Origin of the sequence: Alcaligenes sp. 13f (assembly GCF_020496585.1) — a bacterium.
In the GTDB taxonomy this organism is placed as follows: Bacteria; Pseudomonadota; Gammaproteobacteria; order Burkholderiales; family Burkholderiaceae_B; genus Alcaligenes; species Alcaligenes phenolicus.
In genome coordinates this window covers 126,609-142,446 of record NZ_JAHKKC010000001.1, presented here as the reverse complement: position 1 = coordinate 142,446, position 15,838 = coordinate 126,609, and the positions used below count along the sequence as shown (strand labels likewise).

The following is a 15,838-nucleotide window of genomic DNA, read 5'->3' as shown; positions in this document are numbered from 1 at the left end:
CGCCATTCGGGGCGCGTACACCTTCCTTGACACCACTCCCTTGGATCAACACGGAATGGACTCCAGCAATCCGTCACACCGTCATCAAGAGAGGGCGAGCGGGGCCTGAAGATCGACGCCATAAACCTCGCGAGCCGCATCAGCAGAGATATAACCATTACGAACATCATTCACGACTTTCTTGTCATCACGCTCTTGAACATCCCCATAGCCGCCGCCACCGGGCAATGTCAGGATAAGCCGCTGACCATCCGGCACTTGCACTCGGGAGGCCTTGCCTTGCAACACCGTACCGTCACTTAATTGCAAACTACCCTTCAGGCCGGCCGTGCCTTGCTCACGCCCCTTTGCGGGGTTCAAGATTCGATCGAACATGGCATTAAAGGCCATGGTGTACCCCTGTGCCGCCGATATCTCCACCACCTGACCCAAACCACCGCGGCACTTGCCTGCTCCCCCCGAGTCCTGACGCAACTCTTTGCGCCACACCACAATAGGTCCAACCTGCTCGGTCGCCTCCACGGGCATCGTATGTATGCCACTTGGAAACGCCGTCGCATTCAAGCCGTCATAGCCGGGCCTTGCACCACCGCCACCACTATTGAACATAAGAATCTGGCTGGAATCTTTCTGGCCCTGCTCGCTGTGTTTGGCCACCACGCCGATTTGGATATTCCACGTCGTCCCAGCCCCTTCTGCCGGAATACGATCCGGCAAAAACTGATGAAGAGCCCCCAACACCACATCGGGGATAAAGTGCCCCAGTACGTGGCGTACCGCCACAGGACTGGGATGCTGCGCATTCAGAATGCAACCTTCTGGAGCAACAGCATCAAACGGGGCCAAGGAGGCTGCATTATTCGGAATTTCAGGCGCAATAGCACATTTCAGGCCATAGCAAGAATAGGCCTTGGTGTAGATCAAGGGCACATTAATGCCATATTCGCTGACACCGGATGTACCCGCGTAGTCCGCTACCACACGATCTTGCTCAACGCTGAGTGTCACCCGCATCGTGATTTGCTTCTCGTAACCATCGACCCGCATCTCATTGCTGAAGCAACCTTTGGGCAATTCAGCAATTTTTGCCAGGGTCGCAATACGACTGTTCTCCAGAATGTACTCACCCAACTCGTCCAGATCATCCAATTTGAACTCGCTCATCATTTCTTGCAAGCGACGATCTCCGATCTCATTGCACGCGGCCAAGGCATAAATATCACCGACCACTTGGTCTGCCTCGCGCACGTTATTGCGAACGATATTGATCAGGTCATGGTTAACCTCTCCCTTGATCGCAAAACGCATAATCGGAATGAAAAGTCCCTCTTCATAAACCTCGCGACCATCGGGTCCGAACCCCCTGCCGCCGATATCCACCACGTGTGCCGTACATGCAAAAAACCCGATCAGCTTTTGTTTGCGGAACACGGGTGACACAACGGTAATATCATGCAAGTGGCCCGTGCCTTTCCAAGGGTCATTCGTAATATAGACATCACCTTGAGCCATCGTCTCGACTCCCAGGGCTCGCATGAAATGCCCCACCGCCTCGGACATCGCATTGACATGCCCCGGTGTCCCTGTCACTGCCTGCGCCAACATGCGCCCTTGCTCGTCAAACACACCGGCCGACAGATCGCCTGCCTCGCGCACACTGGTGCTAAACGCAGTACGAATCAGCGTTAAGGCTTGTTCTTCAACCACCGAAATAAGGCGGTTCCACATGACTTGGCTATGAATATGATTCGACTTCACTGACATCGTGCCCACCTTATTTAGCTTGCTTATCAATTTCAACAAACAGGCAAAGATCTGCCTGAACCGTAGCGACAAATGCTGAGGGGATCACAGTGGCTGTTTCCCGCTCCACAATAATGGCGGGCCCTGTGACCTGGTCCCCAACATTGAGGTGATCACGGTTATAAATTCCGGACTCAACAAATTGCTCCAATTTAGACTCAAACACCCTACGGCTCCCTTCAGAGGCGGCAGGTCGAGTTTGCTCCACCCTCTTGATAGGACTCACGTTAAGAGGCGAGCTCGATGCCCGCACAGACCAGCTAACGATTTCTACACCCAGACCATCAATGGCCCGGCCAAAGAAGCGGACGTAGGCTTTCTCAAATTCGTTTTTCAGGAACTGGCTGTCTTGCGCGGTAAAGTCCCTGACCGGCACCTGCACGGGGATCTCCCAACCCTGCCCGGCGTAGCGCATATAGGCCACACGCTCCAGAACCGGATCGACATCCTTGAGCCCTTGCCGGGCAAAACTGCTTGCTTCTTGCTCCATTGATGCCAACAACTGGTTCACTTTATCGGCATCAAAACCAGCCAATCTCATAAAGCCGCTACGGGCCGACTCAAAACCAAAGGGAGCACGCAAAAAACCAAGCGCAGACCCAACCCCAGCGCCGTAAGGAACAAGAAACGCGTCAATAGCCATCTTTTCGCATAAGCGTGCAGCATGTACCGGTCCTGCTCCACCAAAGGTGATCATGGTAAAGCCGCTCAGGTCGTAACCGCTTTCCACTGCGTGTACACGACCAGCATTGGCCATGTTTTCATCGACAACTTCCACTATGCCGTACGCTGCAGCCGTGTCTGACAAGCCCAAAGGATCTGCAATGTCTTGGGTGATCGCCCGCCTGGCCAACGTGACATCCAGCTTCATCTTCCCGCCAGCAAAGTAGTCCGGGTCCAGCTTGCCGAGCAGCACATTGGCATCGGTCACTGTAGGGCGTTCGCCGCCACGCTGATAACACGCCGGCCCCGGCTCCGAGCCTGCACTACGCGGGCCGACGCGAATCTGATTCATGCCGTCTACACTGGCGATCGAGCCACCGCCTGCGCCGATTTCTACCATTTCGACAACAGGAATGGAAATAGGCATACCGCTGCCCTTCTTGAAACGGTACGTTCTGGCCACTTCAAAAATCTTGGCCGTTTTGGGCGCGTAGTTCTCGATCAGGCAAACCTTGGCAGTCGTTCCCCCCATATCAAACGACAAGACAGACTCCAAGCCGTAACGCTGCGCAATGTGGGCGGCAAAAATAGCCCCGCCAGCAGGCCCGGACTCCACCAGCCGCACAGGAAACTCGGCAGCGGTGTCAACGGAAATAATGCCTCCGCCTGAATGCATCATGAATACGTCGCATACCGTTCCTTGACTCTTGAGTTCGTCAACAAGGCGAGTCAGGTAGGACTTGATCAATGGTTTGACATAGGCGTTTGCGCATACTGTGTTAAATCGCTCGTACTCACGAATCTGGGGAGAGACCTCTGAGGAAATGGAAACGCTGAGCTGCGGCAAGTGCGCCTGGAGTGCATCCCTGACCTGCTGCTCGTGCTGGCCATTTGCGTAGCTATGCAAAAAACCAATCGCAACACTTTCATAGCCCTTTTCTTCAATCTCTGTAATCAAGGTCTGAATATCGTCAGGGCTGGGCGTGATCAAGGGCTTGCCATTCGAGTCCATGCGCTCTTTCAGAACGTAGCGATGCTCCCGGTCAATCAGAGCAGGTGGCAGAACAATATTCAGATCATATTGTTCAAACCGATTTTCGGTCCGCATTTCAATAACGTCACGAAACCCTTCAGTGGTAATCAATGCCGTCGGAACACCTCGTCGTTCAATCAGTGCATTAGTTGCCAAGGTGGTGCCATGAATAATCACATCAATATCACCAAATGCACAACCGGATTGCTCCAAAATCTGATTAAGGCCCGCCAAAATAGCACGCTCGGGGGCACTATAATCAGTCAACACTTTGGTCGTGAATAGTTCAGCATTTACTTCTAAGGCAACATCTGTAAAAGTGCCGCCGATATCCACCCCGACACGCACTAATTTCTTATCTACATTCATCTACAGTCTCCACCACATCAAAAAAATTAATCGCTATAAACAGGGAATAGTTAAACCACCGTCCGCATTAATGACTGATCCTGTCGCAAATGAAAACTTCCCACTTGCCAAACTAATCGCAATATCGGCCATGTCCTGACCTTCCCCCCATCGCCCCAAGGGAACCAAGCCCTCAGCGATCAACTTGTCATACCGAGCTTCTACGGGCTGGGTCATATTGCTATGAGTAATACCAGGACGCAGCTCGAAAACAGACACACCCGCTGAAGCCAAACGTAAAGCCAGCAGCTTGGTCAACATACCCAACGCCGATTTTGACAAGCAGTATTCCGCCCGATCAGGGGAAGCGACTTCCACACTGATCGAAGAGACATTGATAATGGAGCGAGGGTATTCCGAACTTTTTTTCTGTAGCATGCTTGCCATTACTTTTTGAGTAATAAAGAAAGTTCCGCGGATATTAATATCAAAGACAAAATCAAACGCCTCTGGCGTCAACTCCAACATGTCGGCTCGACGGGGCGCGCCAACGCCCGCGTTGTTAACCAGACAATGTATGTCCCCCAGGTTTTCTTCAATCTGATCGATCCATCCCTGATGGGAATGAACATCCGCTAAATCCCCCTGAATGACGTGGACCTTTCCTGCTCCGGCCACCAATAACTCCGATTTCAACGCGGTTAAAACATCGAGCTCGGCCCGGTCCATGACCGCCAGATTTGCACCCTGACGAGCAAACGCCAACGCGATTGCCGCGCCAATCGTCCCTGCCGCACCAGTGATAAAGATCGTTTGCCCAAGACCAGCCACTGACATTGAATTGCTACCCGTCATACGAAGAAACTCCCCTGATTAATGAAACAGCGCCGGCAACCACAAGGAAAACCACGGGACATACGCGACAAGCATGAGCACGAGCAAACTTGCCAGATAGTAGGGCCAGATAGTTCTTAGGACCTCACCCACCCCAACTTTCCCAATGGCACACCCTACAAAAAGCAAGGTTCCAACAGGCGGGGTATACAGCCCGATACCAGCCGCTAAAATCAGAACAATCCCAAAATGGACAGGGTCGACGCCAAAATTTATCGCCACTGGCAAAAATATAGGAGTACATATGATGACCATCGGTGACAAATCCATAAATGTTCCAAGCAATAGCAAAGCGACTAATATCAAGGCCATTACCACATAAGGACTTTCAGAAACATGGCTCATCACATCAATAACCATATTAGGTATTTGCAAAAAGGCCATGAACCACCCAAAGGCAGCAGCCGTTGCAATAATGAACAGCACCATCGCCGTTGTCCGTGCAGCAGCACTGACGGCTTCGATAAGCATTCGGAATGATGAACCCTTGTAGATAAAAATCATCAGTGCAAAAACATACAGAACCGCAATACACGAACTTTCAGTCGGTGTAAAAATACCAAAACGAACACCGCCAAAAATCACGAAAATCAGGAGAATGGCAGGAATAGCTGCAATAAATGCCTGAAAAATAAACCAGAATCCGGCAAAAGGTTCGGCAGGATACCCTTTTTTAACGGCCTGGATATACGCCGTAAAAAGTAAAGCAAGTGCCAGAAGCAAACCTGGAACAATGCCAGCCGTAAACAAGTCAGCGATTGAAATACCGCTACTTCCTGCAATCGCATAAAGAATAAGATTCGGTGATGGCGGAATCATCAACGCAATGACAGCACTACTGATGGTGACGTTGACCGCATAACTTCTTGCATACCCTCTTTTCACCATCTGTGGAACCATAATTCCACCAATCGCTGATGCATCTGCAATGGGAGATCCAGAAATACCGCTTAAGAAGACAGAGGACATAATATTGACTTGCCCTAACCCCCCTCGCATATGCCCCACCAAGCTGCTGGCAAAGTTGATCATTTTGTCAGCTACACCACCACGCATCATTAATTCACCTGCAAAGATGAACAATGGTATGGCGATCATTGAGAAAGAGCTAACTCCTTCACTCATTTGTTGAAAAACGATAAGAGGGGGAATTTCCATGTAAAAAGCAGTGCTTAAGGCAGCAATTCCAAGAGAAAAAGCAACGGGTACCCCCATCACCATCAACAGAAGGAAAACACCAAACAAAATTAATTGCTCCACAATTTGTTCTCCACTTTTCTCTGGATATCTGCTAGAACATTTTCCACACCAAAAAGAAAAATCAACACACCGCCCACAACCAGGGGGATATAATGCGCTCCTTGAGGTAGAAAATTTCCGGGCATGATGACGTGCCATGTACCCAGCACCAAATCCATGCCAAAAAATGCCATGCTAGAACCAAACAAAGCAATAAGTGCATTGCCAAGCCCAGAAATCCATCTCCTGAGTGTTGGCGGGAGCATGATCAGTACGACAATGAATCCTAAATGGTCTTTACTCCTGACCCCTGCGCCAGCCCCCACGATGACAAACCAACCCATCAGTAAAATCGAGGTGCTCTCACTCCAACTGGGCGAGTCATTCAGTACATAACGTGCAAATACCTGCCATCCAATAATGGCGGTCATCACCAATAATGAAAAACGGGATATCCATCGGGCTACCGTGCTGGCTATTTCCAGTACTCGAGTGATTGAGTGATGCAGACAACTATCTGCGTTGGGATTTGTCGCATCCATATTTCCATCCTTGTAATGGTGTTTTTCATATCTAGGTATGAAAAAACAAACAGCGTTCCTTACTGGATAGCTTGAATACGATCAAACAAGGACTTTAAGCGTTCATTGTTCAGTGCTTTTTCCTGCACTGGGGCAACCGCCGCCATAAATGGAGCCTTATCAACCACGGTCACAATGGCTCCCTTTTCACGCACGATTTTTTCTGACTCTTTCTCTCTTTGATCCCAAAGCTCACGCATTTTCAACTTAGCGTCATCAGCGGCCTGAAACAATGCGGCTTGTTGTTCCGCCGTTAAACGATCGAATGTTCTTTTTGAAATCACCAGTGTTTCCGGAAGCATCAAATGCTCTGTCAGCGAATAGTATTTGGCAACTTCGACATGATTTGTGGATTCATAGGAAGGCCAGCTTTGCTCTGTTCCATCAATAACACCAGTCTGCAAGCCGGTATACATTTCATTAAATCCCATCGGCACAGCATTTGCACCCAGTGCATTAATCATATCCAGAAAAATATCAGACGGCTGCACCCTTATTTTTAAACCTTTCAGATCATCTAATGTATGCACTTCGCGCTTGGAGTTATAAATATTGCGCGTACCTGCATCAAAAAAAGTAAGCCCGATCAAGCCATGGGGTTCAAGCGCCGATAACATTTCCTTGCCGATATCGCTGTCTACCACATGACGCATATGTTCAACCGAGCGGAACACATAGGGCAAAGACAGGACGAGTGTTTCTTCAACTAGATTATTGACTTCGCCCAAGGTGATGCGATTCATATCAATAACACCGAATCGGGTCTGCTCAAGCGTGGCTTTTTCGTTACCTAATTGACCAGACGAAAACACCTTGATGTCCAGCTCACCATTGGTCAGCTCACTGAGCCGATCGCTCATAAACTGGACGGCCTGCACTGTAGGGTAGGTATCAGGGTGGACATCTGCCGAGCGCAAAGTCTTGGCTTGCACAACAGATCCCGTCATAACAAAAAAAGAACTTAATAAAATAGTCATTACTATTTTTGTTAGGAATGCTTTCTTGCATATCAGATTATTTTTATTCTCGTTCATCACATTTGTCTCCTTGATCTTATTTTCTGCTAAGCCCTGAAAGGCTGCTTCAATACATACGATAGAATCTCATACCTTTACATCTATGCGTTAGCCCCCCTTATCAGGCCCCCAATTAGCGCTCTGAATTTTCGTTACACGTATCACTACTCCTGACAATCATCGCTACCAGCTCATACTCTAAAAAAATTCTTTATTAAGCTCTCCTGATTATCATCGGCATTTTTATATTTCTCAGGCGCGCAACTTCACCTAGGACATATCCATGTCCTAAAAAATTTCTATGTTTGATTTAAGGGCTCAGTTCATTACCGAGCCAATAGACAGATCTTTATGACTGCATCAATCGTATGCTGGTTTTATTTAATGCAAATGAATGCACTGCATTCAACGGCAGAAATAAATTTTTCTTATAATTGACTGTCCTGCCAACCCACCCATCATTGATATCGCTTCGCAAGTGCCTCATTGTCTTCCTTGACTGGTGATAAGAAAGCTAAAAATCACTCAATATGCTCAACTCAATTGTCATCATACAACTACAAAATCACGAACCAAACTAGGGTTAGTACCATCATTATTGAAATATCAATAACTTAATCTCAAACAGCGATAATTATGCGGCGGAGAAAGAGGCGTAGAGAAACTATGTCGTATGATGTCTGAGGTGATTGGGAGGCTAGAAACACCAACAGACCACACTCACGACCAGATGGGCAGATCGCAGCATTAAGCGTTCGTATTATGAGCTTGCTTACCGTAGGCTTGTGCCCCCCCCCCGCAGCGGCCCTCTCTCTGCCTTGCCGCCTTACTTACGCAAGCTAGCGCTTACCGAAACCCCTTGAAACCCTTTCCAGCCAGACCTTTCAAGGCCCCCATCCCGCCTAGGCCGCGCATCATCTTGGCCATACCGCCTTTTTTCATCTGCTTCATCATGCCTTGCATTTGCTCGAACTGATTCAGCAGGCGGTTGACCTCTTGTACCGACACACCGGAGCCGGCTGCGATACGACGCTTGCGCGAGGCTTTGAGCAATTCGGGCTTGGCACGCTCGGTAGGCGTCATGGAGTTCAAGATACCTTCGGTACGACGCAGTTGCTGCTCAGCTTGGCCGCCTTGCAACTGGGATGCAGCCTGGGAGAACTGCGCAGGCAGTTTTTCCAGCAAGGAACCCATATCACCCAGCTTTTTAACTTGCTGCAGCTGGTCGCGGAAGTCGTTCAAGTCGAACTTGTCGCCCGCCTTGATCTTGTCGGTAATCTTTTGCGCATCGGCAATGTCGATATTGCGCTGGGCCTGCTCGACCAAGGAAACAATGTCGCCCATGCCCAGCACGCGCTGAGCCATACGCTCGGGATGGAACGGCTCCAGGCCATCCAGTTTTTCCGACACACCTACAAATTTGAGCGGTTTGCCAGTGACATGGCGCACCGACAAGGCGGCACCACCACGTGCATCACCATCCAGCTTGGTCAGCACCACACCCGTCAGCGGCAAGGCATCAGCAAAGGCCTTGGCCACGTTGACCGCGTCCTGACCCTGCATGGCATCCACCACGAACAGGGTTTCGATGGGGTTCAGCAGGTCGTACAGAGCGCGAATCTCGCGCATCATTTCTTCATCAATACCCAGGCGACCGGCCGTGTCGACGATCAGCACGTCAAAGTGGTGACGCTTGGCGTGGTCCAGGGCATTGCGGGCAATGTCTGCGGGCTTCTGGCTGGGATCGGAGGGCAGGAACTCGACGCCCACTTGGGCGGCAACGGTTTTCAGCTGTTCGATAGCGGCGGGACGGTAGACGTCAGCACTGACCACCAGCACTTTCTTCTTGCCTGTTTTACGGCCATGCTGAACGTGACCACCTTCGCTCAGCCATTTGGCCAGCTTACCAGTGGTAGTCGTTTTACCTGCACCTTGCAGACCGGCCATCAGGATGATCGCGGGTGGCTGTGCCGCCAGGGACAGTTCGCTGGCGTTGTCGCCCAGGTCTGCCCCCATCAGATTGGTCAGCTCCTGGTGGACAAGCCCCACCAGCGCCTGGCCAGGATTCAAGCTGTCGGCAACTTCAACGCCAAGCGCCTTTTCTTTGACCCGTGCCACAAAATCGCGCACGACGGGCAAGGCCACGTCCGCTTCCAGCAAAGCCAGACGGACTTCCCTCAACATCTCCTGAGTATTGGATTCGGTCAGACGAGCCTGTCCGCGCATGGTTTTCACCACACGCGACATACGCTGGGTCAGATTTTCAAACATAGGACTGGGTTCGCTTAAACTAGGTTATCGTGTGGTCTACGAATAAGAATAAAATGGCCACTTGAGGTACGCCCCGTACCGTTTTTCAGGAAATCCGGGACTTATGTCTGCAAGTATTGTATTTCACTTGCTCGCCGCACTGGCGTACATCGTGCTGTCGATCTCGCTCTGGCGTCCGTTGACTCGCGGCAGCACCCGAACCGTACTGAACGCCCCCAGCCGGGTGGCCTTGCTCTGCGCCATCATTGTGCACGGAGCGGGCCTGCTGCTGACTATTGTGCTGCCCCAGGGGCTGCATCTGAGCTGGGCACTGGCCTTGTCAGCGGCAATCTGGCTGGGCATGGTGGTGTTCTGGTTCCAAAGCCTGTATCTGCGTCTGGACAGCCTGCTGCTCATTCTACTGCCTGCAGCCACAATCGTCAGCCTGCTGGCCATGGCCTTTCCCGAAGGCCATATCGTCAACCATGTCGGCAATGAATGGCTACGGATTCACTTGATGATTGCGCTGGTCGCCTATGGGCTTAGCACCGTGGCGGCTTTGCACGCCGTCTTGATGACGGCTCTGGACCGTCAGTTGCACCGCCCTATTCTTCATCAGGAGCAACGTGGTTTGTTCAGCCGGGTTCTGGACACCATGCCGCCCCTGCTGGTGCAAGAGGAGCTGCTGTTTCGCCTGATCCGTGTCTCTTTCGTGATTCTGACCTTCACGATTCTGAGCGGTGCCGCCGTCTCCATGGCGATAGACGGTAAATTTTTGCCCGCCGACCACAAAACTGTCTTTACCTTGCTATCCTGGGTTACATTTGGTGGCTTATTATGGGGTCGGAAACAGTATGGATGGCGTGGTCGCGTTGCCTTGCGCTGGACCTTGGCCGGTTTTGCCTTCCTGCTGCTGGCCTATACAGGCAGCCACTTTGTACTAGACGTCATCTTGCAACGAGGGAAAATTGGGTAAAGTCTTATTTTGGGTTGTCGCCATCCTGGCGGCCATGATCATTGCCCGCATCGTGTCGCAAAACAAGGCCCGCAAGCGCAATCCACCCAACCCCACCATGCGTCCCCCGCGCAAGCAAGGTGCTGCTGAAGAAATGGTCCGTTGCGCACACTGTGGGATTTATCTGCCACGTTCCGAAGCCTTGATGAGCAATCATCACACCTGGTGCAGCCTGGAACACGCCAAGCGCGGCCCACGCAGCTAACGCCATGGCTCGCATGCACCACGCCTACGACCTGGACCGACAGGGCTGGCTGAAACCTCATGCCAATGTCTTGCGCGCCCTGTCACCCAATCAGGATGACCGCCCCGAGGGCGACACTCCGACCTTGCTGGTGCTGCACAATATCAGCCTGCCACCGCAAGAGTTCGGCGGGCCCTACATTCGGGATTTTTTTCAGAACAAGCTGGATATCAGCGCCCACCCCTGGTTCGAGAACATCCGGGACCTGAAAGTTTCGGCTCACTTTCTGATCCAGCGCACTGGCCACATCATCCAGTTTGTTCCCACTACCCGCCGTGCCTGGCATGCGGGTGTGTCGCGCTTTGAAGACCGCGAGCGCTGCAATGACTTCTCTATTGGCATTGAGCTGGAAGGCAGCGATTTCGAACCATTCACAGAAGCGCAGTACCGGGAGCTATCCCGCCTGAGCCGCGCCTTACGTATGCGCCATAACTTGCGCGCCGTACGTGGCCATGAGCACATCGCTCCAGGGCGCAAGACAGATCCGGGTCCTTTCTTTGATTGGGAACGGGTGAAGCGGGAACATGGCTGGCCCAAAGAAACCTTGCCGGAACAAGAGTTGGGACCAAAGCAAAGACCAGTGCCAGATCAAGACCGATAAAGTAGTTCAGGGCCAATAACAAGAAAAATGCTACAGCATTCACTATCGTGATCCGCCCTAAAGCCCACTCATAGATACAGATGCAAAAAGCCCCGATCATCGTAAGACGATCAGGGCTTTACCTGATTAGTATCTAGCCCTGCTTAACGCAGAGCCAGCAAGATTCAGGTTTACAGATTCAACAGCAAGCGGTTCACACGCTTCACAAAACTGGCGGGATCTTGCAATGCGGCACCTTCGGCCAGCATGGCTTGTTCCAGCAGCAACTGTGCCCACTCACCAAAAGCCTCGTCGTCAGCGGCCTGGACTTTGGCGATCAAGGCGTGCTCAGGGTTGATTTCCAGAATCGGCTTGACCTCGGGAGCTTCCTGGCCAGCGGCTTGCAGCATACGCAGCAGGTGCGGGCTCAGTTCGTTGGCATCGACCACCACGCAAGCAGGGGAATCGACCAGACGGGCAGTAATGCGCACTTCCTTGACCTTCTCGCCCAGTGTGGTTTGCAGGCGCTCGACCAGAGGTTTGAAGGTTTCAGCCACTTCTGCCTGATGTTTCTTTTCTTCCTCGTCCGCCAGCGAATCCAGGTCCAGGCCACCCTTGGCCACGGATACCAGTTGCTTGCCTTCAAATTCGCGCAAGTAAGACAACATCCACTCGTCCACACGGTCGGACATCAACAGCACTTCGATGCCTTTCTTGCGGAATACTTCCAGATGCGGGCTGTTAGATGCAGCGGCAAAAGTGTCAGCCGTGACGTAGTAGATCTTGTCCTGACCTTCTTTCATGCGACCGATGTAGTCGTTCAAGGAAACGACCTGCGCCGAACCTTCCTGATTCGTGGACGCAAAGCGCAGCAAGGCAGCGATACGGGCCTGATTGCCCATGTCTTCGCCAGTGCCTTCTTTCAGGACCTGGCCGAACTGGTTCCAGAACTCGGCATATTGCTCGGGCTGGTTCTCAGCCAGATCTTCCAGCAAGGACAGGATGCGCTTGGCACTACCTTCGCGGATAGCGCGAACATCACGGCTTTCTTGCAGGAGTTCACGCGAAACGTTCAGCGGCAGGTCGGCCGAATCGATCACACCGCGCACAAAGCGCAGGTAAGCAGGCAGCAGCTGCTCGGCGTCGTCCATGATGAATACACGTTTCACGTACAGCTTCACGCCACGGCGAGCATCGCGGTCCCACAAGTCAAACGGGGCCTGCTTGGGGACGAACAGGAGCTGGGTGTATTCGCTACGACCTTCGACCCGGTTGTGTGTCCAGGCCAGAGGATTCTCGTAATCGTGAGCGATGTGCTTGTAGAACTCCTGGTACTGCTCGTCGGTGATTTCCGACTTGGAGCGTGTCCACAAGGCGCTGGCCTGGTTCACGCTTTCCCACTCGTCCTGCTTTACTTGTTGCTGCTTTTCTTCGTCCCACTCTTCCTTGCGCATTTGCACGGGCAAGGAGATGTGATCGGAGTAGCGACGCAGCACGTTGCGCAGGCGCCAGCCGTCCAGGAAATCGTCCTCGCCTTCACGCAGGTGCAAGGTGATGGTGGTTCCGCGCTCGGCTTTTTCAGCGGCGGCAATGGTGAACTCGCCTTCACCGGCGGACTCCCACAGCACGGCTTCCTGATCGCCACCGGCACGACGTGTCAGCACGGACACTTTATTGGCCACGATAAAGGAGGAGTAAAAGCCCACGCCAAACTGACCAATCAGTTGGGTGTCTTTTTGCTTGTCGCCCGTCAGTTGGGAGAAGAATTCTTTGGTTCCCGAGCGCGCGATGGTGCCCAGGTTGGCAATGGCTTCATCACGGGACATGCCAATGCCGTTGTCGGAAATGGTGATCGTGCGCTGGTCCTTGTCGAACTCCACGCGGATACGCATTTCTGGGTCGCCTTCCAGCAGGGCTGGATTGTCGATAGCCTCAAAGCGCAGTTTGTCACAGGCATCCGACGCATTGGATACCAGCTCACGCAGGAAAATCTCCTTGTTGCTGTACAAGGAGTGAATCATCAAATGCAGTAATTGTTTGACTTCAGCCTGAAAACCCAAGGTTTCGGACATATTCGCAGTGTCAGTCTGGCTCATGGTGAAAAAGCAAAAAAATGGGTTGATTGCCGCACGCCAAAGCGCGCCCTATTGCAGACAGATAGGGACGACCCACCATATTTCAAGAGACGGATCAGGCCGCCGGCCCGGATGTCAGGGCAATGACTCCGCTGATCATGATGGCGCAACCGAGCAAACTCCAGACATTGGCCTTTTCGCGCAGGACGACCATACCCAATATGGTGCCGGCCATCATGGACATTTCACGGGCGGGCGCCACCATGGACAAGGGTGCGCCCATACTTAATGCCTGCAAGACCAGGATGTAGGACATGGGCGATAACAAACCCACTGCAGCCGCCAGTTTCCAATAAGGTTTGAACTTGACGAAGCCTGCCCGCCCCCGCCTGGCGATAAAAGGGGCCAGCATCCCCAGGCGCAACACATTGCTGAACCAGTCCAGCAGGAATGGCGAGATCAGCAGCACCTTGACGCCATAGGCATCGACCACGGTATAGGCCGCAATCAGAATCCCGGTCTGCATGCCCCAACGCACACCCGTCAGCGCTGCAGGGCTGAAAAAACGGCGCAGTCGACCTTGCGTGGCGATCAGCAAAATCCCCATCACGACCAGCAAGATGCCGAGCACTCCCAAAGGACGCACAGGCTCGCCCAGCAGGATAAAAGCACCAATGGAAGAGAGCATGGGGCCCGTACCACGGGCAATGGGATACACCACGGACAGGTCTGCAACCTGATAGCCTTTTTGCAAACTCAGGCTATAGCACATGTGCAGCAAGGCACTAAGCACCAAACAGGTAATGGTCTCGCTGGTCCAGGGCATATTGCCTTGCGTAAAGACCACCCACAGCGTGATGGGGAAATAAAACAGAATGGCAAAAAAGGAATAGGCGAATACAAAATGCGCCCCTGCCATCGCCGCCCGTTTAGAGAGCAAGTTCCAACCCGCATGAATGAACGCAGCACACACCACCAACAACAAAGCGGTCCAGGACATGAGGGCTTCCACCAGCAAATAGCAAAAGAAAAACTATACGCCCCCTTCAGGGGGGAGGCCAGCCAATCACGGGCCTTTCAACGTCCCATGACAAATAAGAGACAGTACTGGACAATTCAAACATCAAGGTATGATGTTCGGCACGTATTTTGATATGGAGCCGATCATGAGCACCCTGCTGTATGTTGATTTTCCTTACCCCGGCCCTTGGGGTTCAGAGATGAGCGAAGCCATGCAAGAACTGGCGCAATCCATCTGCCTGGAACCTGGCTTGATCTGGAAAATCTGGACCGAGAATAAAGAACAGTCCAAAGCAGGTGGCGTGTATCTATTCAGCGATCAAGCCAGCGCGCAGGCGTATCTGGAGATGCACAGCAAACGGCTCAACAGCTTTGGCATCACCGGCATTGATGCGCGCTTTTTTGATGTGAACCAGCCGCTGACAGCTATCAATTCCGGTCCCTTGGCAGCCAAATAAAACACAGACAACAGACGCAAGAAAACCCGCCTGCATATCAGCAAGCGGGCTTCCATATCGATGCTTAGGCAGTCAGCTCAACGGCCTTGAAATCCACCGGAACCTCCAGCGCATTGTTGATGTAGTTGGTGAACAGGTTCAAGGCAGTCACACCGACCAGTTCCACCACCTCACCTTCGGAAAAGCCGGCATCGCGCACGGCTTGCACATCGGCAGCCGAAACTTGCCCACGCTGATCCACCAGCTTGAGCACAAATTTCAAAGCGGCGGCGGTACGCGGGTCATCCGACTGACCACGCTGAGCCTGGGCCAGTGTCTCCGGACTTAGGCCAGCATTGGCACCCAGCACATTATGGGCAGCCAGGCAGTATTCGCAACGATTACGGTCGGCAATGGCAACCGCCAATTGCTCGCCCAATTTCGCACCCAGCTTGCCACCGGCAAAGGCACCGAAAGAGCCCCACATGCTGCGCAAGGCGGCGGGCGAATTGGACACCATACGGAACATGGCAGGCACGCTGCCACCAAAGGCTTTTTGAATTTCCTGCAAAGCAGGCTGGCTGGCGGCGGGAGCTTGAGCAACGTCAGGCAATGTAAGACGGGACATGATGATCTCCTG

General features: G+C 52.4%; 14 protein-coding genes. 4 read left to right on the top strand and 10 right to left on the bottom strand.

Translation table 11 applies throughout. The annotated features are described in order from the left end of the window. Positions 1-84: 84 nt before the first annotated feature. The 7 genes from KOE80_RS00645 to ffh form a co-directional block, all read right to left on the bottom strand. The gene (locus KOE80_RS00645; protein WP_226348095.1) at positions 85-1,764 is read right to left on the bottom strand and encodes a hydantoinase B/oxoprolinase family protein; all 1,680 of its coding nucleotides are present in this window, start codon (positions 1,762-1,764) and stop codon (positions 85-87) included. 10 nt (positions 1,765-1,774) lie between these two features. Continuing rightward, the gene (locus KOE80_RS00640) at positions 1,775-3,868 is read right to left on the bottom strand and encodes a hydantoinase/oxoprolinase family protein (RefSeq protein ID WP_226348094.1); all 2,094 of its coding nucleotides are present in this window, start codon (positions 3,866-3,868) and stop codon (positions 1,775-1,777) included. 33 nt (positions 3,869-3,901) lie between these two features. Continuing rightward, positions 3,902-4,702, bottom strand: a complete 801-nt coding sequence (locus KOE80_RS00635) for a 3-ketoacyl-ACP reductase (protein WP_226348093.1) — start codon at positions 4,700-4,702, stop codon at positions 3,902-3,904. A gap of 18 nt (positions 4,703-4,720) precedes the next feature. After that, positions 4,721-6,001 carry a TRAP transporter large permease gene (locus tag KOE80_RS00630; protein WP_226348092.1) on the bottom strand — a complete coding sequence of 427 codons (1,281 nt, stop codon included), beginning with the start codon at positions 5,999-6,001 and terminating at the stop codon, positions 4,721-4,723. Continuing rightward, positions 5,989-6,522, bottom strand: coding sequence for a TRAP transporter small permease (locus tag KOE80_RS00625; RefSeq protein ID WP_226348091.1), 534 nt, complete (start codon positions 6,520-6,522; stop codon positions 5,989-5,991). Before KOE80_RS00625 ends, KOE80_RS00630 begins: the two co-directional genes overlap by 13 nt. Before the next feature lie 59 nt (positions 6,523-6,581). Then, positions 6,582-7,595, bottom strand: a complete 1,014-nt coding sequence (locus KOE80_RS00620) for a TRAP transporter substrate-binding protein (protein WP_226348090.1) — start codon at positions 7,593-7,595, stop codon at positions 6,582-6,584. 828 nt (positions 7,596-8,423) lie between these two features. Further along, complete coding sequence (ffh, locus tag KOE80_RS00615) at positions 8,424-9,848, bottom strand: signal recognition particle protein (RefSeq protein WP_226348089.1); 1,425 nt, start codon at positions 9,846-9,848, stop codon at positions 8,424-8,426. Between the two features lie 103 nt (positions 9,849-9,951). On the opposite strand from ffh, the gene KOE80_RS00610 reads away from it, so the two are divergent. Genes KOE80_RS00610 through ampD form a run of 3 tightly spaced genes read left to right on the top strand, consistent with a single transcriptional unit; the run spans position 9,952 to position 11,687 of the window. Beyond that, the gene (locus tag KOE80_RS00610; RefSeq protein ID WP_009463240.1) at positions 9,952-10,803 is read left to right on the top strand and encodes an inner membrane protein YpjD; all 852 of its coding nucleotides are present in this window, start codon (positions 9,952-9,954) and stop codon (positions 10,801-10,803) included. Then, positions 10,796-11,047 carry a PP0621 family protein gene (locus KOE80_RS00605; protein WP_009463238.1) on the top strand — a complete coding sequence of 84 codons (252 nt, stop codon included), beginning with the start codon at positions 10,796-10,798 and terminating at the stop codon, positions 11,045-11,047. Before KOE80_RS00610 ends, KOE80_RS00605 begins: the two co-directional genes overlap by 8 nt. 4 nt (positions 11,048-11,051) lie before the next feature. Continuing rightward, a complete protein-coding gene (gene ampD, locus KOE80_RS00600; protein ID WP_226348088.1) occupies positions 11,052-11,687 on the top strand; it encodes a 1,6-anhydro-N-acetylmuramyl-L-alanine amidase AmpD in 636 nt (211 codons plus the stop codon). A 170-nt stretch (positions 11,688-11,857) separates the two neighbouring features. Here the strand turns inward: ampD and htpG are convergent, their stop codons facing one another. Together htpG and KOE80_RS00590 are read right to left on the bottom strand one after the other, a co-directional pair. Continuing rightward, entirely contained in the window at positions 11,858-13,762 is a 1,905-nt protein-coding gene (gene htpG, locus KOE80_RS00595; protein WP_226348087.1) for a molecular chaperone HtpG, read from the bottom strand. Between the two features lie 94 nt (positions 13,763-13,856). After that, a complete protein-coding gene (locus KOE80_RS00590) occupies positions 13,857-14,741 on the bottom strand; it encodes an EamA family transporter (protein WP_226348086.1) in 885 nt (294 codons plus the stop codon). Between the two features lie 166 nt (positions 14,742-14,907). Here KOE80_RS00590 and KOE80_RS00585 point away from each other — a divergent pair, with 166 nt between their 5' ends. Continuing rightward, on the top strand, positions 14,908-15,219 hold the full coding sequence (locus KOE80_RS00585; protein WP_083054201.1) for a monooxygenase: 312 nt from the start codon (positions 14,908-14,910) through the stop codon (positions 15,217-15,219). A 64-nt stretch (positions 15,220-15,283) separates the two neighbouring features. Here the strand turns inward: KOE80_RS00585 and KOE80_RS00580 are convergent, their stop codons facing one another. After that, the gene (locus tag KOE80_RS00580; protein ID WP_083054202.1) at positions 15,284-15,826 is read right to left on the bottom strand and encodes a carboxymuconolactone decarboxylase family protein; all 543 of its coding nucleotides are present in this window, start codon (positions 15,824-15,826) and stop codon (positions 15,284-15,286) included. Between the last annotated feature and the right edge of the window lie 12 nt (positions 15,827-15,838).